24 protein-coding genes are annotated in these 26,967 nt (G+C 64.8%); 21 read left to right on the plus strand and 3 right to left on the minus strand.

Annotation, left to right across the window (positions count from 1 at the left end):
• Window positions 1–5: 5 nt before the first annotated feature.
• Window positions 6–1,952, minus strand: a complete 1,947-nt coding sequence (locus tag CH306_RS14100; protein ID WP_045199010.1) for a CocE/NonD family hydrolase — start codon at window positions 1,950–1,952, stop codon at window positions 6–8.
• Between the two features lie 236 nt (window positions 1,953–2,188).
• Between CH306_RS14100 and CH306_RS14105 the strand changes: the two genes are divergently transcribed.
• Genes CH306_RS14105 through CH306_RS14125 form a run of 5 tightly spaced genes read left to right on the plus strand, consistent with a single transcriptional unit; the run spans window position 2,189 to window position 7,758 of the window.
• Window positions 2,189–3,427: an SDR family oxidoreductase gene (locus tag CH306_RS14105; protein ID WP_094646914.1), complete on the plus strand. Its 1,239-nt coding sequence runs from the start codon at window positions 2,189–2,191 to the stop codon at window positions 3,425–3,427.
• Window position 3,428: 1 nt separating this feature from the next.
• Entirely contained in the window at window positions 3,429–3,626 is a 198-nt protein-coding gene (locus tag CH306_RS14110; protein ID WP_032393950.1) for a hypothetical protein, read from the plus strand.
• Window positions 3,626–4,366 (plus strand): phosphatidylserine decarboxylase, encoded by a 741-nt coding sequence (locus tag CH306_RS14115; protein ID WP_094646915.1) that lies wholly within the window; start codon window positions 3,626–3,628, stop codon window positions 4,364–4,366. Before CH306_RS14110 ends, CH306_RS14115 begins: the two co-directional genes overlap by 1 nt.
• Window positions 4,363–5,517, plus strand: a complete 1,155-nt coding sequence (locus CH306_RS14120) for a hypothetical protein (protein ID WP_094646916.1) — start codon at window positions 4,363–4,365, stop codon at window positions 5,515–5,517. The genes CH306_RS14115 and CH306_RS14120 overlap by 4 nt, the downstream gene beginning before the upstream one ends.
• Complete coding sequence (locus CH306_RS14125) at window positions 5,518–7,758, plus strand: MMPL family transporter (protein WP_094646917.1); 2,241 nt, start codon at window positions 5,518–5,520, stop codon at window positions 7,756–7,758. It begins immediately after the preceding gene.
• Here the strand turns inward: CH306_RS14125 and CH306_RS14130 are convergent.
• Both CH306_RS14130 and CH306_RS14135 read right to left on the minus strand, forming a co-directional pair.
• Window positions 7,737–8,477, minus strand: coding sequence for a hypothetical protein (locus tag CH306_RS14130; protein ID WP_094646918.1), 741 nt, complete (start codon window positions 8,475–8,477; stop codon window positions 7,737–7,739). The genes CH306_RS14125 and CH306_RS14130 overlap by 22 nt on opposite strands.
• On the minus strand, window positions 8,474–9,007 hold the full coding sequence (locus CH306_RS14135) for an RNA polymerase sigma factor (RefSeq protein ID WP_256981162.1): 534 nt from the start codon (window positions 9,005–9,007) through the stop codon (window positions 8,474–8,476). The genes CH306_RS14130 and CH306_RS14135 overlap by 4 nt, the downstream gene beginning before the upstream one ends.
• 144 nt (window positions 9,008–9,151) lie before the next feature.
• Here CH306_RS14135 and CH306_RS14140 point away from each other — a divergent pair, with 144 nt between their 5' ends.
• From CH306_RS14140 to CH306_RS14215, 16 genes are all read left to right on the plus strand, one after another.
• A complete protein-coding gene (locus CH306_RS14140) occupies window positions 9,152–9,901 on the plus strand; it encodes a CHRD domain-containing protein (protein ID WP_094646920.1) in 750 nt (249 codons plus the stop codon).
• A gap of 95 nt (window positions 9,902–9,996) precedes the next feature.
• The gene (locus CH306_RS14145; protein WP_235387007.1) at window positions 9,997–10,497 is read left to right on the plus strand and encodes a class F sortase; all 501 of its coding nucleotides are present in this window, start codon (window positions 9,997–9,999) and stop codon (window positions 10,495–10,497) included.
• Between the two features lie 339 nt (window positions 10,498–10,836).
• The gene (gene rplJ, locus CH306_RS14150) at window positions 10,837–11,418 is read left to right on the plus strand and encodes a 50S ribosomal protein L10 (protein WP_032380459.1); all 582 of its coding nucleotides are present in this window, start codon (window positions 10,837–10,839) and stop codon (window positions 11,416–11,418) included.
• A 93-nt stretch (window positions 11,419–11,511) separates the two neighbouring features.
• Window positions 11,512–11,901 (plus strand): 50S ribosomal protein L7/L12, encoded by a 390-nt coding sequence (rplL, locus tag CH306_RS14155; RefSeq protein WP_032393957.1) that lies wholly within the window; start codon window positions 11,512–11,514, stop codon window positions 11,899–11,901.
• 446 nt (window positions 11,902–12,347) lie between these two features.
• On the plus strand, window positions 12,348–13,532 hold the full coding sequence (locus CH306_RS14160) for an ABC transporter ATP-binding protein (RefSeq protein ID WP_176459366.1): 1,185 nt from the start codon (window positions 12,348–12,350) through the stop codon (window positions 13,530–13,532).
• Window positions 13,533–13,537: 5 nt separating this feature from the next.
• Complete coding sequence (locus tag CH306_RS14165; protein ID WP_032393959.1) at window positions 13,538–14,332, plus strand: MlaE family ABC transporter permease; 795 nt, start codon at window positions 13,538–13,540, stop codon at window positions 14,330–14,332.
• Between the two features lie 5 nt (window positions 14,333–14,337).
• The gene (locus CH306_RS14170; protein ID WP_027498223.1) at window positions 14,338–15,198 is read left to right on the plus strand and encodes an MlaE family ABC transporter permease; all 861 of its coding nucleotides are present in this window, start codon (window positions 14,338–14,340) and stop codon (window positions 15,196–15,198) included.
• A complete protein-coding gene (locus tag CH306_RS14175; protein ID WP_032393960.1) occupies window positions 15,195–16,550 on the plus strand; it encodes an MCE family protein in 1,356 nt (451 codons plus the stop codon). The genes CH306_RS14170 and CH306_RS14175 overlap by 4 nt, the downstream gene beginning before the upstream one ends.
• Window positions 16,547–17,614: an MCE family protein gene (locus CH306_RS14180; RefSeq protein ID WP_032393961.1), complete on the plus strand. Its 1,068-nt coding sequence runs from the start codon at window positions 16,547–16,549 to the stop codon at window positions 17,612–17,614. Before CH306_RS14175 ends, CH306_RS14180 begins: the two co-directional genes overlap by 4 nt.
• A complete protein-coding gene (locus CH306_RS14185; RefSeq protein ID WP_032393962.1) occupies window positions 17,611–18,609 on the plus strand; it encodes an MCE family protein in 999 nt (332 codons plus the stop codon). Before CH306_RS14180 ends, CH306_RS14185 begins: the two co-directional genes overlap by 4 nt.
• Complete coding sequence (locus CH306_RS14190; RefSeq protein ID WP_032393963.1) at window positions 18,609–19,892, plus strand: MCE family protein; 1,284 nt, start codon at window positions 18,609–18,611, stop codon at window positions 19,890–19,892. The genes CH306_RS14185 and CH306_RS14190 overlap by 1 nt, the downstream gene beginning before the upstream one ends.
• 29 nt (window positions 19,893–19,921) lie before the next feature.
• Window positions 19,922–21,190 carry an MCE family protein gene (locus CH306_RS14195; protein ID WP_032393964.1) on the plus strand — a complete coding sequence of 423 codons (1,269 nt, stop codon included), beginning with the start codon at window positions 19,922–19,924 and terminating at the stop codon, window positions 21,188–21,190.
• Window positions 21,187–22,434 (plus strand): MCE family protein, encoded by a 1,248-nt coding sequence (locus CH306_RS14200; RefSeq protein WP_032393965.1) that lies wholly within the window; start codon window positions 21,187–21,189, stop codon window positions 22,432–22,434. Before CH306_RS14195 ends, CH306_RS14200 begins: the two co-directional genes overlap by 4 nt.
• An 84-nt stretch (window positions 22,435–22,518) precedes the next feature.
• A complete protein-coding gene (locus tag CH306_RS14205; RefSeq protein WP_256978877.1) occupies window positions 22,519–23,196 on the plus strand; it encodes a hypothetical protein in 678 nt (225 codons plus the stop codon).
• 57 nt (window positions 23,197–23,253) lie between these two features.
• Window positions 23,254–24,114: a hypothetical protein gene (locus CH306_RS14210; protein WP_094646921.1), complete on the plus strand. Its 861-nt coding sequence runs from the start codon at window positions 23,254–23,256 to the stop codon at window positions 24,112–24,114.
• 212 nt (window positions 24,115–24,326) lie between these two features.
• Window positions 24,327–26,903, plus strand: a complete 2,577-nt coding sequence (locus CH306_RS14215) for an aminotransferase class III-fold pyridoxal phosphate-dependent enzyme (protein WP_094647038.1) — start codon at window positions 24,327–24,329, stop codon at window positions 26,901–26,903.
• Window positions 26,904–26,967: the final 64 nt, after the last annotated feature.

Here is a 26,967-nt window from a genome sequence, read left to right on the forward strand (position 1 = left end):
CGTTCCTACCAGCCTGGCTCACCGAGTACCGGCACCACCAGGTAGCTCGGATCGTCCGGGTCGATGTCGATGTCCTGTCGGCGCAGACGCGTACGCACCAGATCCGGCAGAATCGGGATGAACCGCGGTGTGTCGGTGGCGAATACGCTCACGCGGAGGCGGTGGCCGGATGCGATGACGGCTTCGGTGGTGAGGATGTCGATGTCGAGTTCGATGGGTCTGCCGACGGGCACCGGGAGCAGCGCTGCCTCGGTGAGCGGATGGTACGGGCGGGTGTAATCGCCGTTCGGAGCGAACAGTGAGCGTTCGTCGTCGACGGCACGGCGTGAGGCGAGCAGGGCACCGTTGCTCAGCACGATCGACCGGCCGCTCGGGGAGACGTCGCAGACCATGACGGCCCACATCGCTTCCGGCGCATGGCAGACGACGCGCACATGCAGATTCATGGGGCCGGACAGCACGGTGTCCGACTCGGCAGGCGCGGTGGTGAAGGTGACTGCGCCGCCCTCGGCGAATCGATTGTCGTAGGTGAAGCCGCCGCCCAGGACTGCCGTCACACCGGCGAGAACCTGTGTGGTGTCCCGAGATACGACGGCTCGCAGCGAGGGGCGCACCGTCAGGACATCGGACTCGGCGCTCGGCAGGCCGGTGAGGCTGCCGTCGGCGACGGCGTGGGGCGCGGTGCCCGATGCCGCTGCCGACAGGTAGAGCCGGCGCGGTTGCGCCTGGGGAGCCGGAAAGCGCCCGTGCGCAGTCCAATTGCCGCCCTGCTGACGCAGGGTGACGGGGCCGTAGTTCTCGATTCCGTTGTCGACGTCGCGCAGCCACTTGTCGAACCAAGCGCGTTCGAGTACGTCCAGGCGAGGTGGAAAGCCCGGCTCGCCGAACCCGATTCCCGGGTTGCCGTGGTATCCGTCGCCGACGAGCAGCTGCTTGTATCCGCGTTCGAGAGGGAGGCGGTTGTAGATGTCGGGTGCGGACCCGCCGAAGATGTCGTGCCAGCAGCCGTACAGAAATGTCGGTGCCGCGATGTCTTCGATGACGGCATCGATGGTGTCGTAGTACTCGTTGTCGTAGATTCGCGGATCTCCTCCCGAGACAAAGCCTTTGGCCAGGTCGAGCAGATTCGTGGCCGGGGATCGAGCGCGATCGCGGAGCCAGGCGAGCGGGTCGATTCCGCCGATCGCAGGTGCCCATTTGAGCCCGTTGACGGCGGCGAGCCACAGCGGAATGAATGCCGAGGTGGCACCTCCGGTGGCGAAGATCTCGCGCACGATGTCCACCGACCCCTCGACCGCGAACACCGCGTCGAGGCCGGCAGGCTGCTTGGCTGCGGCCTGCAGGGCGTTGATGGCGGAGTACGAGATTCCGGCCATCCCGATCCTGCCGTTGCACCACTGCCTGCGTCGGGCCCATTCGATCACCTCGAGCGAGTCGAGCTGTTCCCGGCGGCCGAGCACGTCCCAGGTGCCCGAGGAACTTCCGGTGCCGCGGACGTCGACGATCATCTGCACGTACCCGCTGCGCACGAGATGACGGTTGACCGAGAGCAGGTCGGCCGCCCCGCCCGCTACCACCCGGGTGAGCTCGGTGATGCCGTCGAACCGGGTTCCGGTCAGGTCGAACGCGGACGAGAAGGCTCGGATCGCACGACCCAGAACCGGGGTCTCGAGGATGGTGTCGATGCCCTTGATCAGCAGCTTGTTGTAGGGCGTGAGGTTCAGGACGGTGGGAAACGCACCCTCCACCGCCCGTCCCGACGCGTCCGCGGGGCGAAAGACGTATGCGCGCAGCACAGTTCCGTCGCTCATCGGAATGCGGACGTTCGCCGCGACCGACACTCTCGGGTAGCGCGGCTCCTCGCGCACGATCGCCGCCCATGCAGCCGCAGCGTCCCCGCCGCTCGGATCGCGTACGGGTTGCAGGAGGGGGTGTGGCTCTACGGCAGTCATGAAGACCGATTAGACCTTCGAACGACCCATCTTGTCCTGCATAACGCGTTTCGGTCGTAACGCGTACCAATCAGAACGCCGACTTTCTGTGTCTTGTTGGGAATCCTCTCAACGGCAGTTGAGCGTCACTGTGGGCTATACCAGACTTTCTCGGTCATCCGGTTGTCCGGCTCCGTCATTGCTAACGTCTGCCCGTCCGAGTGATGTGGGACACCGACCGTTGCAGGGGAGCACGAATGCACGTAGAAGCACTGTTCGGAGACGGATCGTTGCGTCCGATCTGGCCGCACGCAGACGCTTTGATCACCAACGAATGCCCGGGGCTACGGTTCGCCGGGAAGTACGCCGACGTCGTTGCTCTGAGCAACGGCGATCCGACGGCGCTGCGACCGTTCGTCGACGAGGACACTCGCAGACGGGTGGCAGACATGGCAGCGCCGCGCACCGATACCGCACTCGTGTTCGGAGCCAACGGCTTTCTCGGTGCTCACCTGATCGGCCGCCTCACTCGTGATTCCGCCGTCGAGGTCGTCTACGCGATGGTTCGTTCCACCGAGGAAGAGACGGCTCTCGAGCGTCTGCAGCGCACGTTCGATCAGTACGAGATCGTGGTGGACGCCGGCAAGATCCGCATCGTCGAGGGCACGCCGACGAAGTTCCGGTTCGGTCTGGACAAGGCCGCCTACTACGACCTGGCTGCCGGAGTGGGGCAGATCTTCAACTGCGCCAGTTCGACCGACTACACCGAGAGCTACGCCGAGCTGCGCGACGACTGGTTCGTCAGCGTGCTGCGCATCCTCGAATTCAGCATCACCTCCACCCGTAAGCACCTGACGTACGTGGGAAGCATCGGTGCCCACCTGTACCAGAAGCCCGAGGACTTCCGTCGTCCCGATTCGTGGTGGTACTCCGGATACGCGCAGATGAAGTGGGTCAACGCAACGCTGCTGGGCTGGCTGTCGATGTCGGACACCTACTCCGTCACCCTGTGCGAAGCCCCCTACATCCTCGGCAGCACCGAACTCGGGCGTGATCCTGGCCGGGTCTACAGTTTCTGGCGGATCATCGAACTGGCGATCGCTGCCGGTGCCATCTGGGACGGCCCTGGCATGAACTACGTCCCCGTCGACGTGATGTGTGACGTGATGGCGAGCAACTCGCTGCGCGGTCATCCTCTGACGAGGCTGTTGCCGAGCAATCCCACCGGCTACGGTCACGATCTCTATGCCGAACTGTTGGGGCTCGATCTGGTGAGCTGGGACGAGTTCAAGGAGCGCGTCAGCGTACGCATCTCACCTCGGTTCGCCGAGACGATGCTGGCCGACAACATCGACAAGCTCATGCGCCTGGTGCACAAGCCCGAGGCCATTCTGCCGGTCGACCACGACATCTCGTGGTGCGATCACCGTCGCCTCTTCGAGCTCTACTTCGAGAAAGCACAGCTCAAGACGCTCACGCCCGCCGCCGTCAACTGACGTGTCGGAGGGATTCGAACCCACCTCGGTGCGCCTACGGGACGTACCCATCGGCCGTGAGGTGACCAACGGCGTTCTCTCGCTCGGGTTCTACGTGGTGTGCGGGCTGATCGGGCTGCTGCCCGCCTCGGTGCGGATCCGGGCGGCCGATGCCTTCGTGACCTGGTCGGAGAGCGTCGACGAACAGCGGCACAGCTGATGTCGTGGATTCGGTGGACACTCGGCCTCGCCGTGGTGCCGGCAGCTCCGTTCGGGCTGTTCGTGTACTGGCGAACGCGGTTCTTCTTCCGTGATCCGCCCCGCGAACCGCCCGCCGATCCGCGGGTGGTGGTCGCGCCGGCCGACGGGTTCGTCACGTACGTCAAACGCGTGGAGGCGGGCAGTACCGCGTTCGCCGTCAAGAAGGGGCGGACGATCGTTCTCGACGAGATCGCCGGAGTCAGCTCGACCGACAGCGGTTACCTGATCGGGATCTACATGTCCGAATACTCGGTGCACCGCAATCGAATTCCGATTGCGGGCACCGTCGGCATGCGTCGCCACCGGTCGGCTGCACCGTTCAACAAGTCGATGGCCAGGGTCGGCGCGAACCTGTTGACCCGACGCACTCCGTACGACGAGGGCTGCGACTACCTGCTCACCAACGAGCGGCTCACCATCTCGATCGAGCACGAGTCCGGTGCCGTGGTGACGGTGACGCAGATTGCCGATCTCTGGGTCGACCGCATCGTCGCGCACGTCGCCGTCGGTGACACCGTCGAACGCGGCGAGCAGTACGGGATGATCCGCTTCGGTTCTCAGTGCGATGTGTTCGTGCCGGACGCACTCGTCGACGAGATCACCGTCCGGCCAGGCAATTACGTGTTCGCCGGGGAGACGACGGTGGCCCGTTCACCGATCCTCGTCGACGGCAGTCAACAGAACGAAGAGGAACGATGATCACGATCGAAGAGGTCGACGGCAAAGCAGGCTGGCGCGAGTTCGAGGCCGTCTCCGACCTGGTCTACCAAGGCGATCCGCACCGCCTTCCCGACGAGTCGATAGACCTGCGTCGAGTGCTCATCGCACCGCCGTCCTCGGTCGCCGCCACTCGCATCACGAAAGCATTCCTGGCGCGCGAGAACGGAATCGCCGTCGGTCGCGTCGTGGCCATCCACGACCTGTCGTTCACCGAGTACACGGGGGAGTCGATCGGCTTCTTCGGCTTCTACGAGGCCGTCGACGATCACGACGTTGCGAGAGCATTGCTCGACGCTGCGGCGCAATGGCTTTCGGCTCGCGGGCTCGCGACCATCTCCGGACCCTTCGGGCCGTCGATGTTCTACAGCGCAGGCATCGTCGTCGACGAGACCCCGGCACTGCCGCTGGTGGGGATGCCGCACAATCCGCACTACTACGCCGCCCACTTCGAGAAGTGGGGTCTGATGGCGGTCAAGGACTTCTACAGCTACCTCTTCGACGACCCGTGCATCATCTACAACGACCCCAAATACGCGCGGCACATGCAGATCTTCGAGAAGATCAAGGCGCGATCCGAGGTGACGTTCCGGTCGATGAAGTACCGGACGCTGCGGCGCGACGCGCGCATCGTGCGGGACCTCTACAACAAGACGTTCGTGAACTTCTGGGGCTTTTCGCCGCTGTCCTACACCGAGCTGTTCGAGTTGCTCAAGATGATGCTTCCGGTCATCGACCGCAGGCTGACCCTGCTGGCCGAACTCGACGGCAAGCCCGTCGGCTTCCTGATGGGAATCCCGGACGTCAATCAGGCCGCCGCGAAGGCGGCGCACCTGAAGTCTCGCTGGGCGCGAGACCTGGTGACGCTGTGGCACGTCAAGCGTCCGGGTCGAACCGAGGTCATCGACGGCGTGCGGGTGGACATGCTGTTCGTCGATCCCGATTGCCCCGATCGAGCCGTGTCCTCCCTGCTGATCATGGAGATGTCGGTGCGCATGCGCGACCTCGGGTTCACTCGCGTCGAAGCGGCTCCCGTGCTCGATGACAGTCCGTGGATGAGGGGCTCGGTCCTGACCCGAACGAAGCTCGCTCCGCATCGCACCTACCGCATCTTCAGCCGGGAGTTGATGTAGATGACCGACACGATCTCGCGATTCGACCCGCAGGTGACGAGGGGAAACATCGGCGACCGGTGGGGTCGGCTCGTGGCGCGTCGGCGTTGGGTGGTGCTGGCGATCTGGACGCTGCTGGCGGTGGGATCGGCGGTTCTGTATCCGGCGCTGCAGAATTCGCTGGTCGGAGCCAACTTCTCGGTGCCGGGCACCGAATCGAGCCGGGCCGACGATCTGATCGAGCGTCACTTCGAGTCGTTCGGCTCGGAACAACTCGTCGTCACGTTCACCTCCGAATCGGTGAACACATCCGACCCGGCGTTCCGTGAGCGAGTGGGGGAGGTCGTGGGTCGGCTCCGGCAGTCCCCGGACGTGCTGCGGGTCGTCGACCCCTACGAGACCGCGGGCTTCGTCCCGACGATTTCGCAGGACGGCACGTCGGCGCTGGCGTTCGTCGGTATCGGCGGAGAGGCGAGCGATCGGATCGCGGTCGCAGAACGCGTGCAGGAGATGATCGACGCGGCATCCGGCGACGGCGTCGAGGTGGCGGTGACAGGGTATTCCCCGATGACGGTCGATCTCACCCGCGTCGAGTCCGAGGATGCCGTACGGGCCGAGAGCATCGGTCTTCCCATCGCTTTCGTGGTTTTGATCCTGGCGGTGGGGTCGGTGGTCGCAGGCATCGTGCCGTTGGTCTCCACCGGCATCGGCGTGCTGGCGGCATTCGGAATGTTCGCGCTGTTGTCCAACGTGATGACGTTCGACGTTCTCGTCACCACCGTCGCGGCGATGTTCGGTCTGGGTCTGGGAATCGACTACGCGCTGTTCATCGTCAGTCGATTCCGGGAGGAGATCGGGCGAGCCGGACCCTCGGACGATCCGGACCGGACGGAGCGCGCCGTCGGGGCGGCCATGGGTACCGCCGGGCACACCATCGTCATCTCCGGACTGGTCGTGTTGATCGCACTCGGAGCCCTGGCCATCGTCGATGTCCCCGCGGTACGCAGCATCTCGTTGGTCGTCGCACTCACCATCGCCACCGTGGTCGTGGTCGCCTGGACCCTGCTGCCGGCGATTCTCGCGGTACTGGGCACGCGCATCGGAGCGTGGTCGCTGCCGCGCAGATTCCAACCCCCGTCGGTCGACGAGCACGACGCCGCGGTGCCCACGTGGTGGTCGAGATGGGCGCAGCACGTCATCGAGCGCCCGTGGCGTTACACGGCCGCGTCGGCCGCGGTCCTCCTCGTCTGCCTGATTCCCATCGGTTCCATCTCGTACGGTGTCGACCTCGGCGCCGAAGCGCTGAGCGCCGAACCGTCGGGACGGGCCAACACGGTCCTGACCGAGAAGTTCGCGCCCGGGACCATCTCACCCATCACCATCGTGTTCACGGGTGAGAACGACAGTCCGTTGGAACCGCAGCAGATGGCCACCGTCAACGCCTTCGCCGACTCCGTGCGCGGGGACGATCGCGTCGCCTACGCTTTGGCGCAGCCGGAGGCCGGGCGGTCGCTGCTGATCGTGGTTCCGTCGGTGCCGATCGACTCGACTCAGGCCTCCGATCTCGTCGGATCCCTGCGTGAGCAGGCGGTCGCTGCAGGCGAGACGGACGGCACGAGCGTCTCCGTGGGTGGCACCACCGCACTGGTGGTCGACGCCTCCGACGAGATCTCGGGCAAGTTCGCCTGGGTAGTCGCCGCCGTTCTCGCCTTCTCGCTCGTGTACTTGGCAGTCGTCTTCCGCAGCGTGGTGATTCCGCTCAAGGCGGTCGCCATGAACCTGCTCGTCACCGGAGCAGCGTTGGGTGCGACCGTCGCCGTCTTCCAATGGGGTTGGGGGTCGGGCCTTCTCGGCTTCGAAAGCCCGGGCTACATCCAGGTGTATCTACCGGTGACGGTGTTCGCAGTGGTCTTCGGCCTGTCGATGGACTACGAGGTGTTTCTCATCGGCCGCATGCGTGAGGTGTTCGTGCGGGGAGCGAGCAACGACGTGGCCGTCGTCGACGGTATCGAGCACACCGCCAGACCGATCACGGCCGCCGCCGCGATCATGATCGCCGTGTTCGCCAGCTTCCTCACCGCCGACGTTCTCGAGCTCAAACAGTTCGGCTTCGCTCTCGCCATTGCAGTGCTGTTCGACGCGGTGCTGGTGCGGATGATGATGGTGCCCGCGATGATGAAGCTCTTCGGTGAGCGGAACTGGTGGCCCGGGTCGAACCGCAGGAGAGTCGACTCCGGGTGCTACGAGGCCGTCGGCAGCTGAGCGCTCGCGAGGATTTCGCCGCCGGCCGAGCGGATCTCGATGTCGGTCACATCCTGGCGCAGTACCGCGGCGTTCATGCGGCACTCGATGGTGATGTCACTACCGAGAAACGTGCCGGACGGGCGCTCGACACCCGACCGGTCGACGAGAACCACCTCGTACGGTCCACGATCGGAGATGCCCTCCATCTCCAGAACGGTCTCGGTGCCCCAGGTGTGGGCGACCAGACCTCCTTCTACGTCGACGCTCGGCGCACTCGTCGTGAACGCGATTTCCTCGTACGCGCCGAGGGTTCCGGGTGGACCGGTGATCGCGGTGGGTGGATCCGCGGGCTGGCGGTAGGCGTCCACCCCGAGCACGGCCCCACCGCCGACCACCACCCCCACGATCGCGGCCGCAGCGGCCAGACCTGCCGATCTGCGCTGCATTCCGAATCGCTGCATACCGAATCGCGGCGATCCGGATCGCTCTCGCGGGGAGCGGCCCGTCGCGACGAGGATTCGCTCGCGCAGGTCGGGTGGCGTCGCGGATTCGAGCCAGGGCTGGGTCGGTCCACGGCGGCCCAGGATGTCCGTCATCTCGCGCAATTGGGCGATCTCGGTGTCGACCGTGGGATCCGCCGCAGCGAGTTCGCGCAGTTCGGCGGCTTCGGCGTCGTCGAGATCGTCGCCGACGGCAGCGGCGATCAACTCGGCTCGGCGATCGGGTGATGCGCTCATGATTCCTCCTGTCCGTCGAGGTGGTCTCGTAGGGCCCGCAGTGCATAGAAGGTGCGGGTGCGCAGTGTTCGTACGGCAACTCCGGTCGATTCCGAGAGTTCGGCGTAGGTGCTGCCGCCGAGGTGCACTGCGACGACGACCTGCCGATGCTCGGGGGACAGCAGGGCGAGTGCGGCGATGATTCGGAGCCGCTCGTCGACGTCGGGACTGGTGTCACGCGTGACCCCACCCGACCCCCGATCGATGTCCTCGATCCGGTCCGACGCCGGCATCGGCATCCTCGTCAGCGACCGTTGAACGTCGACGATCACATTGCGTTCGATGGCGAACAACCACGTTCGCAGCGACCCGCGACTCGGCTCGAATCGGGATCGCGCTCGCCATGCCCGAAAGAAGGTCTCCTGAACGCAATCCTCGGCCAGAGTTCTGTCGCGCAGAGCGTTGACGGCGAACCCGAGCATGGCCGACGCGTGCTCGTCGTACGCGGCAGCGACGTCGAAGTCCAGTTCGATCACGCTCCCGATGCTCATGACAGTGGATACGTCGGTGGACCCTCGGACGTTCACGACGAGGGCGGAGAATATTTCTTTACCGAGCTTTGAACATTCTGGCATCGGCACTCGTACACCTTGCACGGGCTCGCTTGCCCGATACTCCCACGGAAGGCACACGAGATGACCAGACGCTCGATTCCACGCCCGGCCACGTCGATCCGATCCACCGCCACAGCGCTCGTCGGTGGTACCGCGGCCCTGATGCTGTTCGCCGCTGCCCCGGCCGGTGCCGATACGCCTGTCGCCGAACCGGATTCGTTCACCAGCGCGTTCACGGCCATGGCCACTCCCGACCAGGTGCTCAACGGTGAGGGCGTCGCCACTCCGGGGCAGCCCGGCGCGATGGGTACCTTCACGCTGCGCATCAACTCGGACCTCGACATCGTCTGCTACGACATTGCGCTCGATGGTGTCACCGGCGACTACATGAGCCCGGCCAAGACCGCCACGCACATTCACCAGGCTGCGGCGGGCGCAGCAGGACCTCCGCGTCTGGCATTCCCGAACCCGACGCCCATCGGCGACGGCCCACGCACCAGCAGCGGCTGCATGCAGGGACCGTTCACCACCGGGCTCACTCCGGCCGGTGCCACCGCCGACAGCGGTACCGGATTCACGCTCGATCGGATCGAAGCCGATCCCGCGGCCTTCGCCGCCGACACTCACACCGTCGATTTCTCGGCGGGAGCGGTGCGCGGCCAGCTCACCCAGATTCCGGTCGGGTCCGTTGCGACCGGAGGCGGTGGATCGTCGCTCGCGGCGGCCGATACGGCGTCGAGCTCGGTGCTGCCCGTCGTCGGTGCAGTGGCTCTGGGTGCGATGGTCGTCGCGGGCGTGACGTTCGCGGCTCGACGTGAGGTGCGGAGCTGAGATATTCGGTTCTGATCGCGGCGGCGGTGATGGTGGTGGTGGGTTGTTCCTCACCGTCACCGCAGCCGTCGCAGCCGTCACCACCGGCCGTCCCCGTGTCCTCGCAGCCGTTGTCGGGCACTGCCCCGACTGCGCCCGCAGTGGACTCGGTGACACCGGCCCCGACGCGGGTGAGCGCCGTGGACATCGGTCTCGACGAGCCGTTGATCGGCCTGGGGCTCACCGAGTCGGGGGAGATGCAGGTGCCCACCGACTACGACGACGTCGGGTGGTTCACCGGAGGTGGCCGACCCGGTGCGATCGGCAGTCCGACGGTGATAGCCGGGCACGTCGACTCGACGACCGGTCCTGCGGTGTTCGATCGCCTCTCGGAACTCGGAACCGGAGATGTCGTCGAGGTCGAGGACGAGGCGGGTGGCCGAACCACGTACCGAATCGATCGGATCGGTGACTACGGCAAAACCGAGTTCCCGACCGCACTGGTCTTCGGAGCGGTGCCTGCCGACGAGATTCGGCTCATCACCTGTTCGGGTGACTTCGATGCAGCGGTGGGCAGCTACGAGCGCAACCTGGTTCTCTACGGGGTGCGCATCTGACGGTGCGAACGCCGAACGTTTTGGAGTTGGCACCGAACGTGTTGTAGCCTGGTCGACGGTCCGGAACACGAATGCTCGCACTCGTGCCCTGATCGCCCAATCAAGTTCTACCCAAGACCGTTGGTCACCGCCTTCTCGAAGGATTCACTTCCGGGAGTTGCGCGGTTGAAGGTCCGAGATCGCTTCGGACGGCCCACGCAGGAGAACGAGGTAGGGAACCTGTATGCAGCCCTCGTGGCTGCCCGCTCGTTCACGCCCCGTGTGCTTCTTGCGCCGGGGCGTTCGTCGTTTTCCGGCCCTCTCGCGATCGACACAACTTCCCACGAGAGGAGGCGAAGTATGGCAAAGCCCGAAAAGGTCTCAGCAGTATCGGAGATCACCGAACAGTTCAAGGGTTCGACGGCTGCCGTCGTCACGGAATACCGTGGTCTTTCGGTGTCCGGTCTGACTCAGCTCCGGCGTGCGCTCGGCGAAGGTGCCACGTACTCCGTCGCCAAGAACACCCTGGTCAAGCGCGCAGCAGCCGAGGCCGGCATCACCGGCCTCGACGACTTGTTCGTCGGACCGACCGCCATTGCATTCATCAAGGGCGAGCCGGTCGACGCAGCGAAGGCCATCAAGGCCTTCGCCAAGGACAACAAGGCCTTGATCGTCAAGGGCGGCTACATGGACGGCGCAACGCTGTCCGTGGACGAGATCAACAAGATCGCAGACCTCGAGTCGCGCGAAATCCTGTTGGCCAAGCTTGCCGGCGCCATGAAGGGCAACTTGTCGAAGGCTGCAGGCCTGTTCAACGCTCCCGCATCGCAGTTCGCGCGTCTGGCGTTCGCGTTGCAGGAGAAGAAGGCTGCCGGCGCACCCGCCGCGGCCGAGGCACCTGCAGAAGCAGAAGCACCGGCGGAAGCTCCCGCCGAAAGCTGATCCGCTGGTATCGGCGAACAGCTCAGCTCCACACCATCACCGAACACCAGTCGCGGATCAGCGACCAGGTACTTACAGGAAGGACCCGCCACCATGGCGAAGCTCAGCACCGAAGAATTGCTCGACCAGTTCAAGGAGCTCACCCTCCTCGAGCTCAGCGAGTTCGTGAAGGCATTCGAGGAGACCTTCGAGGTCACCGCAGCCGCTCCCGTCGCCGTCGCCGCTGCCGGTGCACCGGCAGCCGGTGGCGCTGACGCTGCCGAGGAGCAGGACGAGTTCGACGTCGTCCTCGAGTCGGCCGGCGACAAGAAGATCCAGGTCATCAAGGTCGTCCGTGAGGTCGTCTCCGGCCTCGGCCTGAAGGAAGCCAAGGACCTCGTCGAGAGCGCTCCGAAGGCAATCCTGGAGAAGGTCGCCAAGGACGCAGCCGATGCTGCCAAGGAGAAGCTGGAAGCTGCCGGCGCGAAGATCTCCGTCAAGTAAGACCGCTTCGTTGCAGTCGTACTTCACGCTCTGAATTCGAGAGCGAGTCGAGGGGCCGTTCCCACTCAGGTGGGGGCGGCCCCTTTTCTGTGTTTCCGGTAGCTCCGACCGACTCGTCGTTGTGATCGGTCACGGACTCCGCCGGATCGCGTGACACCCGCTCTGCGCCGCTGTTTACTCGACCTCGCCGAAGTCCGAAGCGTTCCGAAGGGTTTCGGCCGTCATTTTTTGTGGTGTGTCACAGCTTCCTCACGCAGGGACTTGTCACAGTTCTGGCGAGTCGGCGTCCGTGTCGCGTGAGATGAGCCACACTGATGCAAGCTCTACAGCCTGACTCGGGGAAGTTCTTACTGGGCGGTAAGCTCCTGTGTCGGAGCGGACACGTGCATGGGTTACAGTGACGCAACCCACATCTGGGTCGATGTGTACGAATTGTGGAGGTCAGCGTGGGAGTCGAGGTTTCGGTCGAGGGATTGACCAAGTCTTTCGGGGTACAGAAGATCTGGCAGGACGTGACGTTGACCCTGCCGAAGGGTGAAGTCAGTGCTCTGCTCGGTCCGTCCGGTACCGGCAAGTCGGTCTTCCTGAAATCGCTGATCGGTCTCCTGCGTCCCGAGCAGGGCAAGATCTTCATCGACGGAACCGACATCCTGCAGTGCTCCTCGCGAGAGCTCTACGAGATCCGCAAGCTGTTCGGGGTGCTGTTCCAGGACGGCGCACTGTTCGGCTCGATGAACCTCTACGACAATGTCGCGTTCCCGTTGCGTGAGCACACCAAGAAGTCCGAGTCCGACATCCGCAAGATCGTGATGGAGAAGCTCGAACTGACCGGTCTGCTCGGTGCCGAGGACAAGCTGCCCGGTGAGATCTCCGGCGGTATGCGCAAGCGCGCCGGACTGGCCCGCGCCCTGGTGCTCGATCCCGAGATCATCCTGGTCGACGAGCCGGACTCGGGCCTCGATCCCGTTCGCACCACCTACATTTCGCAGACCCTGATCGACATCAACGCCGAGATCGATGCCACGATCCTGATCGTCTCGCATAACATCAACCTCGCCCGGACGGTGCCCGACAACATCGGTATGCTCTTCCGTCGCCAGCTGGTCATGTTCGGTCCGCGCGAGGTGCTGCTGACGAGCGACGAGCCGGTGGTCAAGCAGTTCCTCAACGGAACGATGATCGGCCCGATCGGTATGTCGGAGGAGAAGGACGAGGCGCAGATGGCGCAGGAGCAGGCCATGGTCGACGCCGGGCACCACGCCGGTGGCGTCGACGACGTCGAAGGCATCGTGCCGCAGATGAAGGCCACTCCCGGTACTCCGGTTCGTCAGGCCGTCGGGCGTAGGCAGGAACGGGTGCGCCAGATCATGCACACCCTGCCGCACAACGCGCAGGTCGCCATCCAGGAAAGCCTCGACACCACCGATCCGGGTCAGCAGCCGGTGTACGCAGGCCGGCAGGGCTACGACGAGCAGGGCTACGACCAGCAGGGGTACGACCAGCAGGGATATGGCCAGCAGGGCTACAACCAGCAGGGGTACAACCAGCAAGGCTACGACCAGCAGGGTTACGACCAGCAGGGCTACGACCAGCAGGGCTACCAGGCTCCGACTCAAGGTCGGGGTCAATAGCAGACATGGCGGGATCGAAGAAGTCCGCGTTCGCTCCGGCGAACGCCGCTCTGACACAAGCCGGCAATATCGTCGAACTGTTCGTCGAGGTCGTCCGAAACACCTTTCGTAGGCCGTTCCAGTTTCGAGAGTTCATCGAACAGGCCTGGTTCATCGCCAGCGTCACCATCTTGCCGACGGCGCTCGTCGCAATTCCGTTCGGCGCGGTCGTCTCGCTGCAGACCGGATCGCTGATCAAGCAACTCGGTGCCGAGTCGTTCACCGGTGCGGCCAGTGTGCTGGCGGTCATTCAGCAGGGCAGTCCGATCGTGACCGCGCTGCTGGTGGCCGGTGCCGCCGGCTCTGCAGTCACGGCCGACCTCGGCTCGCGCACCATTCGCGAGGAGATCGACGCCATGCGGGTGTTGGGCATCGACCCCGTGCATCGTCTCGTCGTTCCGCGAGTGCTCGCGATGATCCTCGTCGCACTGTTGCTCAACGGGCTGGTCTCGGTCGTCGGTATCGCAGGCGGATACTTCTTCAACGTGATCCTCCAGGGTGGTACCCCCGGTGCGTATCTGGCGTCATTCGGTGCGCTGGCGCAGCTCCCGGATCTCTATGTCGCAGAAGCCAAAGCGGCGATCTTCGGACTGATCGCGGGCATCATCGCCTCCTACAAGGGGCTCAATCCCAATCCCGGACCCAAGGGCGTCGGCGAGGCAGTGAACCAGACGGTTGTCATCACGTTCCTGCTGCTCTTCTTCGCCAACCTGATCCTGACCCTGGTGTATCTCCAGGTCGTCCCAGCAAAGGGAGCGTAACCGCGATGACGATCGCACGAGGTCGCGGTGACCGCACGCTGATGCGCGTCAAGCGCGTCGGCAATGCCCCACTGAACGTGCTCGACCGCGCCGGCGAGCAGATGTCGTTCTACCTTCGGGCCATCGGGTGGATTCCCAAGACCGCTGTGCACTACAAGAAGGAGGTGCTCCGCCTGCTGGCCGAGGTCACCTTCGGCAGTGGCGCGCTCGCGGTCATCGGCGGAACCATCGGCGTGATCGTGATGATGTCCGGCTTCACCGGCATCGTCGTCGGTCTGCAGGGTTACGCCGCACTCGAGCAGCTCGGTAGCTCCGTGCTCACCGGCTTCCTGTCCGCATACGTCAACACCCGTGAGATCGCGCCTATCGTCGCCGGACTCGCGCTGTCGGCCACTGTCGGCTGTGGCTTCACGGCCCAGCTCGGTGCCATGCGGATCTCGGAGGAGATCGATGCCCTCGAGGTGATGGCGGTTCCCAGCGTGCCGTTCCTGGTGACCACCCGCATGATCGCCGGCTTCGTGGCCGTCATCCCGCTCTACATCGTCGGACTGCTGGCGTCGTACGTCGCGTCCCGAGGGATCAGCACCATCTTCAACGGGCAGTCCACCGGGTCCTACGACCACTACTTCAACCTCTTCCTACCTCCGGAAGACGTGTTGTATTCGTTCCTGAAGGTGTTGATCTTCGCCTTCGTCCTGATCATGATCCACTGCTATTACGGCTACCACGCCTCCGGCGGACCTGCCGGTGTCGGCGTCGCAGTGGGCCGTGCCGTTCGTACCGCGATCGTCACGATCGCGGTGCTGGACTTCTTCTTGAGCCTCGCCATCTGGGGCACGACCACCACAGTGAGGGTTGCGGGATGATCGACTCGCCGTCGCGACTGAAGCGAGTACTGCTCGGTTTGGCGTTCTTCCTGGTGCTCATCCTGTTCCTGGGATGGAGCATCACGTCCTACAACAAGACGTTCAAGTCGGTGGTGAACGTCAGTCTCGAAACCGACTCCGTCGGCAATGCACTGCCGATGAACGCGGACGTCAAGGTCCGCGGAATGATCGTCGGTGAGGTGCGCTCGGCATCGACCGTCGACGGCGTGGTCACCTCGCAGCTCGCGATCGACCCGGACAAGGCTCCACTGATTCCGTCCAACGCCACGGCGCGGTTGCTTCCCAAGACGCTGTTCGGTGAGCGATACGTCTCGCTGATCGTGCCCGAGAACGACTCGGCGTCGCCGATCACCGACGGTACGGTCCTGCGTCAGGACACCAGCGGAAACGCCATCGAGGTCGGGCAGTTGCTCGACGGACTGCTCCCGCTGCTGCAGGCGATTCCGCCGCAGGATCTGGCCAACACCCTCGGGTCGTTGGCGCAGGGCCTCAGCGGACGCGGCGAGCAGCTCGGACAGACCATCGACAACCTGACCAACGTCGTCTCCGGTCTGAACACCGAGCTGCCCAACATCCAGCAGACGCTCGTCGGGCTTGCCGACTTCTCCCAGACGTACGCGGACGCTGCGCCCGAGTTGATCTCGGCACTGGACAACCTGCGGACGACGGGCAACACCGTGGTGGAGCGGCAGTCCAGCCTGGAAACGCTGTACGGTTCGCTGACCTCTGCGTCCTACACCACCGCGGACTTCCTCCAGACCAACTCCGAGAATCTGATCGGATTGGCCGCGAACTCTCGGGAAGCCCTCGAGCTGCTGGCCGAGTTCTCCCCGACGTTCGGCTGCACGTTCACCCAGTTCGCCGAAGGTGCCAGGCGCGGCAAGGTCGTGCTCGGCGAGGGCGACGAGTACCCAGGCATCAACGTGTCCGCATCGTTCGTCAACCCGAAGGGCCGTTACTTGCCGAACCAGGACGAGCCGCGCTTGTTCGACGATCGCGGAGCCACCTGCTTCGAGCCTGCTGCACCGGGTGAGTTCTTCCCGCAGTATCCGGGAGGTTCGATCAACGACGGTTCCTACCAGGTGCCGACCCGCAACCCGGGCCCGCAGGTGATCGAAGGACAGGGACCCCCGAAGTCGGCTCAGAGCTCCATCGTTCCCGCCGTTTCCGCGTCTGCGCAGCCGGCGAGTTACGAGGGCTCGGACTTCGAGCGTGACACTCTCGCCGTGATCTACGGACAAGCGAGTGGTGTTGCACCGGACAGTATTCCGTCGTGGGCGGCCGCTATCGGCGCACCGGCATTGAGGGGAGTGGAGGTGACCGTGCCATGAGAGGCCTTCTCGCGCCGATCATCAAGTTGATCGTGTTCGCCGTGATCACGATCCTTGCCACGGCCACCCTCGCCTTCACCATCGCCAATTCCAGCGGTGGCGGCGGCACCAAGTTCTCGGCGATCTTCACCGACGTCACTTCGCTCAACGAGGGCGACGAGATTCGTATCGCCGGCGTTCGCGTCGGCCAGGTCGACTCGATCGAGATCGCCAACGAGCGCGAAGCCAAAGTGGACTTCACCTTGAGCAGTCGGGATTGGCTGCCCGCCAGCTCGACGGCGACCATCCGGTTCAGGAACCTGGTCGGTCAGCGCTACATCGCCATCGAGCAGGGCTCGGGGGACCAGGGGCAGAAGATCACCGAAGGTGCGACCATTCCGTTGGAGCGGACCAAGCCTGCGGTGAATCTGACCACGCTGTTCGACGGTTTCCGGCCGCTGTTCACCACGCTCAGCTCCGACGACGTCAACAAGCTGTCGTACCAGATCATCCAGGTGTTCCAGGGGGAGTCGGGCACCATCAACGAGTTGGTGACCAACACGGCGACCCTGACGAACACCGTCGCCGACAAGGATCAGGTCATCGGCCAGGTCATCACCAATCTCAACAACGTGCTGGCGACGGTCAACCAGAACGACGGCCAGCTCGACAGCCTGATCGTCAACACCCAGCAGCTCGTCTCGGGTCTGTCGGCCGATCGTGATGTGGTCGGCTCGGCCGTCACCTCGCTCGCCGGTCTGACCAACGCGACCGCCGACCTGCTCGAGCCGACCAGGCCGTCGATCCAGGGATCGGTGACTGCGTTGAACACACTGTCCGAGACGATCAACCGCCGCAGCGACGACGTCGACGCTGTCCTCGGAAATCTGCCCGTCAAACTCGACAAGCTCATTCGCACGGCCCAGCAGGGATCCTGGTTCACGTTCTACCTCTGCGGCATCGACATCGTCGCCGGACCGGGTAACTCGCCGAACCTGAATCTGCCGACCGGGCTTCCGACCGTCAACCAGCCGCTGTACACGAACTCGGCAGAGCGTTGCAAAGCTGGGGGGATCAAACAATGACATCTCGTCGTAGTCCGGCCACCATCGGTGCACTGGGCATCGCCATCATCCTGCTCGCCACGATGTCGGTCTTCTTTCTCGACCGGCTCCCGATCATCGGTGCCGGCTCGGTCTACACCGCCGAGTTCAGCGAGGCAGCGGGTCTCAAGCCGTCGAACGAAGTACGCATCGCGGGCGTCAAGGTCGGCAAGGTGACCGACGTGCGTCTCGAAGGCGACCGAGTACTCGTGGACTTCACGGTGCAGGACGCCTGGGTCGGCAACGAGTCACGGGCCGCCATCGCGATCAAGACCCTGCTGGGACAGAAATACCTCGCGCTCGACCCGAGCGGGCCGGACACACTGAGCCCCAAGGACCCGATCCCGCTCGAGCGCACCACGTCCCCGTACGACGTCATCGACGCGTTCTCCGATGCGGCGTCGACCATCAACGACATCGACACCGATCAGCTCGCGACGAGTATGCGGACTCTGTCCGAGGCGTTTTCCGAGACGCCTCCGAACATCCGTGCCTCGCTCGACGGCGTCACCCGGTTGTCGCAGACCGTGGCCAGCCGCGACGAGGAGCTCAAGAAGCTGTTCGAGGCCACCGGTGAGACGTCGAAGGTGTTGGCCGACCGCAACGAGCAGTTCAACAAGCTGATCACCGATGCCGGTCCGCTTCTCGAAGAGCTCAACAACCGCCAGCAGGCGATCTCGCAGCTGCTCACCGGCACGCAGCGCGTGTCGCAGGAGCTGACCGGTCTCGTTCGCGACAACGAGGCGACCATCAACCCGATGCTGCAGCAGCTCAACGGCGTCATCGAGATCCTGCAGCGCAACAACGACAACCTCGACCGCGCGCTCGAGCTGTACGAACCGTTCATTCGGCTCTACACGAACGTCACCGGCAACGGTCGATGGCTCGACATCACGCTGGCCAACCTCACACCTCCCGGAGTTCCGTTGATACCTGGCTACCGCCAGCCCTCGCTCGACAAGTTGCCGGGGGAATGATGACAGACACGCAGGCAGCACCGAGAAACAAGAACAAGCTCGCGCTCATCGCCGTCGTCGTGATCGTGGCGCTGGTGTTGGCCGTCGCCGGCTGGTGGCTGTTCACCAGGGCCGGCACGACCAAGATCACCGCGTACTTCGACAAATCGGTCGGCATCTACTCCGGCTCCGAGGTGCGGGTGCTGGGCGTCAAGGTCGGCACGGTCGACTCCGTCACGCCGCTCGGTGACGACGTCGAGGTCGTGCTTCGTGTCGACCGCGGGATCGACATTCCGGCCGACGCCAAGGCCGTACAGGTCAGCCCGTCGCTCGTCGCCGATCGCTACGTCCAGCTCTCGCCCGTCTACACCGGCGGCGACACCATGGCCGACGGCACGACGATCGGTCGCGATCGCACCGCCACCCCCGTCGAGGTCGACGAGTTGTACAAGTCCATCAACGACCTCTCGACCGCCCTCGGTCCCGACGGTGCCAACAAGGACGGCGCGCTCACCGACCTGGTCAACACCGGCGCGGCGAACCTCGACGGCAACGGTGAAGCGTTGGGCGACAGCATCACTCAGCTCTCGGCTGCCGGCCGCACGCTGAGCGACTCGCGCACCGACGTCTTCGACACGATCAAGAACCTGCAGACGTTCGTCAGTGCCCTGGCCGTCAACGACCAGCAGGTACGCAACTTCAACACCCAGTTGGCCGACCTGACCGGTTTCCTGTCGGGCCAGCGCGAGGACCTGGGAGCTGCACTTCAACAGCTGTCGGTCTCGCTCGGCGACGTGGCGACGTTCGTCGCGGACAACCGGACCGAACTGACCGATGCCGCAAACGGTCTCGTGGTTCCGACTCAGACGCTCGCCGACAAACGTGAGCAGCTGGTGCAGACGCTCACATTGCTGCCGCTGGCGATCAGCAACCTGGTGAACGCCTACGACGCGGAGTCCGGCACGCTCGCCTCGCGCGCCAACCTCCAGAACGAGACGCAGGATCCGCTCGGCACCGTGTGCCGGCTCATCGATCTCGGCAAGCTCGTTCCCGGCGATCCGCGCTTCGAGGCCCTCGGTGCGCAGATCCAGCCGATTATCGATCAGTGCGCCAACATCACCACGATGATCCAGGCCCCGATCGCCGACCAGAACCGGATCGTGCTGCCGTTCGGTGTTCTCACCAACGACATCGAGCAGAACGTGTCCGTTCCCGGCACCGTTCCCGGCGTCGTCTCGCCGAGGCTCGGAAACAGCACGATGCCCGGACTGGAGCAGTCGTACATCGGAGGTGGGGGACAGTGAGAACCTCTGTGAAACGGAATCGAGCTCGTGTGAAGCGTTCCTTGGTCGTCGGAGCGGGCGTCTGTGTGGTCGCTCTGTCGGCCGGAGCCTGCTCGTCGGCAGGCATCTATGCCATCCCGCTTCCCGGCGGTGCCGATGTCGGTGACAACCCGTTCAACCTGACGGTGCAGTTCGACGACGTGCTCGACCTCGTCCCGCAGTCGACCGTCAAGGTCGACGGTGTGGCCGTCGGCCGGGTCGACTCCATCTCCGTGCCGAACGAGGGGTGGACGGCCGACGTCGAGGTCATCCTCAACTCAGACGTGGATCTGCCCGCCAACGCGATCGCATCGGTGCAGCAGACCAACCTGCTCGGTGAGAAGTTCGTGCAGCTCTCGGCACCTCCCGGTGACGAGTCGGCAGCGCGGCTGCAGGACGGCGACACCATTCCGCTCGATCGCACCCGTCATGCCACCGACATCGAGCAGGTACTCGGCGCGCTGTCGCTGCTGCTCAACGGTGGCGGCGTCGGGCAGCTATCGCCGATCATCAAGGAACTGAGCACGGCTTTCGACGGTCGCGAAGGTAGGACCAAAGAGCTTCTGCAGCAGGCGAACACGCTGATCGACGGCCTCAACCAGCAGCGGGACGACATCACCCGCGCCATCGATGGTCTCGACACTCTGAGCGGCCGCGTCAACACGCAGACCGACAAGATCGACGCAGTGCTGAAGGACTTGCCGATCGCCACCGAAGTTCTCGAGCAGCAGCGTCCGCAGCTGACCGAGATGCTCGGCGCGCTCGACCGACTCGGAGCCGTGGGCACCGACGTGATCGACCGTTCCAAGGACGATCTGATCGCAGACCTGCGGGCACTGCGCCCGACGCTGCAGGCCCTGGCCGATTCGGCGGACGACGTGGTCACCTCGCTCGCGGTCATCCCCACGCTGCCGTTCGCCGACGGCACCGAGAAGATCATCGAGGGCAACTCCGCCAACCTGTTCCTCTCACTGGACCTGTCGATCGGAACTGCGCTGCGCAACTTCGGCGTCGGTGAAGGCGATCCGGTCTACATCCAGCCCAAGTACGGCAACACGCTGCCGGTGGTCGACCCGTCGAATCCGTACTACAACGGAAACGGACCTCGGCCGGGTTGGCCGACGATCTCACTGCTGCCGTTGCCGCCGATCATCCCGTCACCGGTTCCCGGCCCGGGTGCACCTGCGAACGAGCAGGCCGCTGCAGCCGCTGCGCCCGCGCCTGCCGATCCGTTGGCACCGTTGAACGATCTGCTCGAGCGATTCGGAGTTGGACAGTGAGATCGAGACTGGTTCGTATTCAGTTGGTCCTATTCGTCGTCGTAGCGGTTCTGGGTCTGGTTTTCGTCGGTGCCAAGTACGTGCGTCTGGACAACATGCTCGGCTTCGGGCAGTACCAGGTCGATCTGAACCTGGCCGATTCCGGTGGCATCTTCTCCAACGCCGAGGTCACCTACCGAGGTGTCCCGGTGGGAACCGTCGGAGATCTGGAACTGACGCAGGACGGTGTCCGTGTCGCACTGATGCTCGACAACGGCGGGCCCGACATCCCGGCCGACACGAAGGCCGTCGTGGCCAACCGGTCTGCGATCGGTGAGCAGTACGTCGACCTCCAGCCCGAGACCGATCAGGGCCCGTTCCTGGTCGACGGTTCGCAGATCGCTCAGGCCGACACCACCACACCCGTGCCGGTGGAGGACGTCCTCGCCAACACGAACACGTTGGTTCGGTCGGTGCCGCTCGACACGTTGACTCGAGTGGTCAACGAGCTCGGCGTGGCATTCGACGGCAAGGGCACGGATCTCGCATCCCTCGTCGATTCGCTCGGGAACATCTCCGAGGCAGGCAACGAGGCGCTGCCGCAGACGCTTGCTCTGGTCCGTGACGCGGTGCCGGTGCTCGACACGCAGTCCGAGCAGTCGGATCTCATTCGTGAGTTCAGCACCAGTCTGGATCAGGTGACGGCTCAGTTGAAGTCCAGCGATCCCGACATCCGCCGCCTGATCGACACGGGTACCGCGGCAGGCGATCAGCTCGGTGGTCTCATCACCGATGCGGGTCCGGCGCTGACCACCGACATCAACAACCTTGCGCTGGTTGCCGCTCAGGCCGAACCGCGTTACGTCGCGCTTCGTCCGTTCCTGACGTTCCTGCCTGCCCTCGGTGCCGGTATCTCGACGATCGTCCCGAACGACGGCACGATCCATCAGGGTCTGTTGCTCGAGGTCAACAATCCGCCGCCGTGCACGGTCGGCTACGAGGGAAGCCAGGCGATCCTCGACGAGGAGAAGCGGAAGAACCCGAACTTCGATCCGACTCGGGAGAACTACCCGCTGAACCTCGACGCGAACTGCGCTACACCGCAGGGCAGCGTGACGGGTGTGCGTAGCGCGAACCGCATCGTGTTCGCCGATCCGGACGTGCCGCAGCCGTGGGACCTCAAGCCCAAGGTCGATCCGGAGAAGCTCAACCTCAACCCCATCGCCACCCAGTTGGCACCGCTGATCGGCGTGACGCCGAAGTAGTGGAATCGGTGAAACTGCTGCTCAGCACTATCGTCGGGCCGAGGGCGGTTCGGCCGGATATTACCGAGTAGTAGGGTGGAAAGTGTGAACTCGAGCACCGAAGCCCTGGAGTCCCCAGCGACTCCAGGGCGCAACAAGACCGCGAAAATCCTGTTTGCCGTCGTGACGGTGATCGCCGTGGCCGCCCTCGCAGCGGCAGTGTTCTTCGGGTACGGCTGGGGCAACGCGCTTCTGAGCCAGAAGCCCACCGCGGACACCAGGGACGCGGCGCTCACCGGAGCGCAGCAGGCGGCAGTCAACCTCAACACGGTCGACGCGGCGCAGATCGATCAGTCGTTCGACAACATGAAGTCGTCCATCACCGGCGACCTGATGCTCAACGACCTCGAGCAGACGCGGTCGGGTATCACCGATCAGGTTCGTCAGTCCGGTGCCAAGAGCGAGGCCGAGGTCCTGCACGGCACTCTGACGGAGCTGAGCACGGACGAGAACACCGCCACTGCTCTGGTGGTCATTGCGACGACCACCACCTGGCCCGATCGCGTCGAGCGAAGCAAGCTGACGATGCGTCTGGCCATGGAGGAGGTCGACGGGGTGTGGAAGACCAACAAGGTCGACCCCATCGGTTCACGGATCTCGCTCGACAACCCGAACACCAACCCCGTCGTCCCGACCGATCCGGGCGGCCCCGCCGACCCGAACGCGGCCGACCCCAGTGCGGAAGCGACGCCGGCTCCCCAACCGGACACCGGCGGCAACTGAGGTACCGGCAGTGGTGTCTTCCGTCTGTACCGAAGTGAGTTTCGAAGGAGTTCTGTAGTGCCTCCCCAGCGTCGCAAGATCGTTCCACCCACCACCACCAGCAAAGTGCGCCGCAAGGTGGCCGGCACCGGGAAGCCGACTGCTGGATCCACCGTCACGGGCTCGACCACCGAGGGATCCGCGGCCGACGACACGACGGCTGTCACGACTCCGCCGCCGAGCACGCCGATTCTCGACAAGCCCGCAACGGACAAGGCTGCAACGGACAAGCCTGTTCTCGACAAGCCTGCTTTCGACAAGGCCGCGACCGAGGAACCCGCACTCGACAAGCCTGCAGAAGGCGAATCTGCCGACGAATCCACCGCAGCCGAGTCGTCCACCGCCGCTGAGTCCTCCACTGTCGCTGGCTCGTCCACCGCGTCGGGGTCGGGTATCGGCTGGAAGCACGTGATCGTCGTTGCGGTCATTGCCGTCGTGCTCGGCGCGTTCGCTGCCGTTGCCGCGTTCAAGCCGTTCGCCACGATCGACAATGCGGCCTGGGTGGATTCCGCGGCGACGCAGGAAGTCACCTCGGCTGCGACCGATGCGTTGCAGACTCTGTACACGTACAAGGCCGCCACGATCGACGCCGATTTCGACGCGGCGCGTGCAGTGCTCAATCAGTCGATGCTCGACGAGTTCAACTCCACTGCCGAAACCACCAAATCTGCTGTGGTGCAGACGGATACCGGGACCGAAGCGATGGTCACCGACATCGGAGTCACGCGGTTGGAGGACGGCATGGCCGAGTTGATCGCCAACGTGAACATCAGTGCCACCCAGAACGGCGTTGCCTCGGGCAGTGCCGAGGGTCCGTTGACGGTGAACATGGAGAAGGTCGACGGCACCTGGAAGCTGTCGGCCATCGACGATCAGTAGGAGCTCGGCCAGCATTCGATCCGGCCCCGTTCGACGCAGAAGCCCTGCTCGGACGGGGCTTTTTCGTGGGCTTTTCCGCCATCTGTCACCGGCTTTCCATCGCGTTACCATCGCGATTGCGTCCTGGCTTGGGACGAGCCCTGGTTGTTCGGGACAACCAATCGAAGCTCGACAGCCAGGGGTGGATCCGATGAAAACGGAGCATGCTGGTCATGACTGACACAACTATCGAATATTCCGTGGTGGAATCCAGGTCCGGTCGATCGGGGTTTGCCGAGCACGTCAATCCCGAACTGTATCGGCTGTTGTCTGCGCTGAATCTGGATCGCGAGTACGTGCGCGGCGACGGGACGGTCCTGTTCGACGCGTCGGGTCGTCGCTATCTCGACTTCGCCGGGGCGTACGGTGCACTCCCGTTCGGGCACGGTCCCACTCCGATCTGGCAGGCGGTCAACGACGTTCGTTGCAGTGGAGAGGCGATTTTCGTACAGCCTTCGGTGTTGAGCGCGGCCGGTGAACTGGCGGATCGGTTGGGGCGCATCGCACCCGACGGATTGACGCGGACGACGTTCGTCAACAGTGGTACCGAGGCCACCGAGGTGGCGCTGAAGATCGCGCGAGCGCACACCGGTCGGCTGGGGGTACTGACGACCGGGAACGGTTTTCACGGCAAGACTCTCGGTGCTCTGTCTGCGACGGGAAACGTCAAGTACCAGAGCGGTTTCGGTGCTCCGGTCGAGGGCTTCGATCACATCGAGTTCGGTGATTCGGATGCGCTCGACGCGGCACTGGCGGCGGACCCCGGGCACTATGCGGTGTTTCTGGTGGAACCGATTCAGGGTGAGGGTGGCGTGGTGTGTCCGCCCGACGGTTACCTGCGCCGCGTGCGGGAGATCTGTGATCGGCACGGGGTGTTGATGGCCCTCGATGAGGTGCAGACCGGGCTCGGCCGGACCGGCAGGATGTTCGCGGCGGAGCACGAGGGCGTGGTGCCGGACATTCTGACCGTCGCCAAGGCGCTCGGTGGCGGCATCGTGCCGGTGGGTGCGGTGTTGTGTGCGCCGAGGCTGGTGAACGAGAGTTTCGCGCTGCGCCACACGTCCACGTTCGCGGGCAACGCATTGGCTGCGCGGGTGGGTATCGCGGTTCTCGACGAGTTGACCCGGGACGACTGCGCGGTGGTGGAGAACGCGGCCGTTCTCGGGCGGCAGTTGAAGCACGATCTGAGTGCGTTGGCAGAGAAGTACCCGTCGGTGGTCACCGAGGTGCGCGGACGCGGGTTGTTGCTCGGCCTGGAATTCACCGCGGACGTCAACATGGTCGGGCGGCAGTCGTTGCTGGGATCGATTGCCGATCAACACAATCTGGCCGTGGTGATCTGCTCGTACCTGCTCAACGTCGAGGGGATTCGAGTGGCTCCGACCCTGTTCGGTAACAGGGTGATTCGGATCGAACCGCCGCTGACGGTGTCGGCGGTGCAGTGCTCGCGGCTGGTCGCAGCACTGGATCGGGCGTTGGGGTACGCGGCAGCGGGGGACATGGACGGGTTGTTCGGGCATCTGCTCGGCCGCCCGACCGTCGCCACTCCGCCTGCTCTCGAGGCGTTGCGTCCAGGTCGAACGCCCGATATCGCGGTGCGGGCGACGGATCGGCGCTTCGCGTTCATCGCGCACCCTCTCGATCTGGGGTTCTTCGCGGCGTTCGATCCGGCACTCGAGGTGTTCGATCACGGCGAGCGGCAGGATCTGCTCGAGCGGTTCGCGGCGTCGACGTCCGAGCTCGAACCTGCGTCGTTCGTCATCGGCAGTGGCCGGGTCGTCGGAGGTGGGGAGGCGACGGCGCACGGCGATCTGGTCGGGCTGCCGTACACCTCCGAGCAGTTGCTGCGTCTGCCGACCGAGCGTGCGCTCGCTGTGGTGGGCGGGGCCGTCGAGCTGGCGATCTCGCGCGGTGCGACGGTCGTCGGGTTGGGCGGCTATTCGTCGGTGATCACCGGGAACGGGTTGGGCCTCGGCGCGACGACGCGTCCGATCACCACCGGCAACACGTTCACCGCTGCGGCGAGTCTGCGGGCGGTCCGGCGCGTGTGTCGTGAACGCGGTATCGATGTCGCGCGGGCTCGGGTGACGATTCTCGGTGCCGCCGGGGCGATCGGGCGAACCATCGGCAAGCAGTTGGCGGGCGAGGTCGGCGGCATCGTGTTGGTCGGCAGGAAGGGGGAGAGTTCGGTCATCGCGCCCAAGTTGTGGGCGGCTGCGCAGGAGATGGTGGCGAGTGCTCGGGTCGGTGCGGCTTCGGGGGATCTGGCCGGGGCCGCGCACGCGGTCGACGGCGATCTGGACGATCTGATCAGGTCGCGTCATGTCGAGTTCTTCACCGATCCCGTTGCTGCAGTGCGTGATTCGTTGATCGTCATCGCTGCCACGTCGGCACCGCATGCGCTGATCGATCCGACGGATCTGATGGAGGGTGCCATCGTCTGCGATGTGGCGCAGCCACCGAACATCGGCCGGGACGTGCGCAGTGAGCGGCCCGACGTGACGGTGTTCGACGGTGGCATCGTTCGGGTGCCGTCGGGTTCGGATTTCGGGTTGACCTACGGGTTGGCTCCGGGGTTGACGTACGCCTGCATGGCCGAGACGATGCTGATCGCGTTGTCGGGTGAGTTCGGTCTGCGCAGCATCGGGACCACCCTCGACGGCGACAGCGTGGAGCGGTTGGGTGAACTGGCAGATGTCCACGGGTTCACGCTCGCCGAGGCCACGCGGTGGCGCGAGGCCGACCGGTAGACGACAGGGGGCGGGGCGCGTCGGGGTCCCCGCCCCCGGCTGCGTCAATGGACCATTGCACACG

It is taken from the genome of Rhodococcus sp. 15-725-2-2b, assembly GCF_002259075.1.
Classification (GTDB): Bacteria; Actinomycetota; Actinomycetes; order Mycobacteriales; family Mycobacteriaceae; genus Rhodococcoides.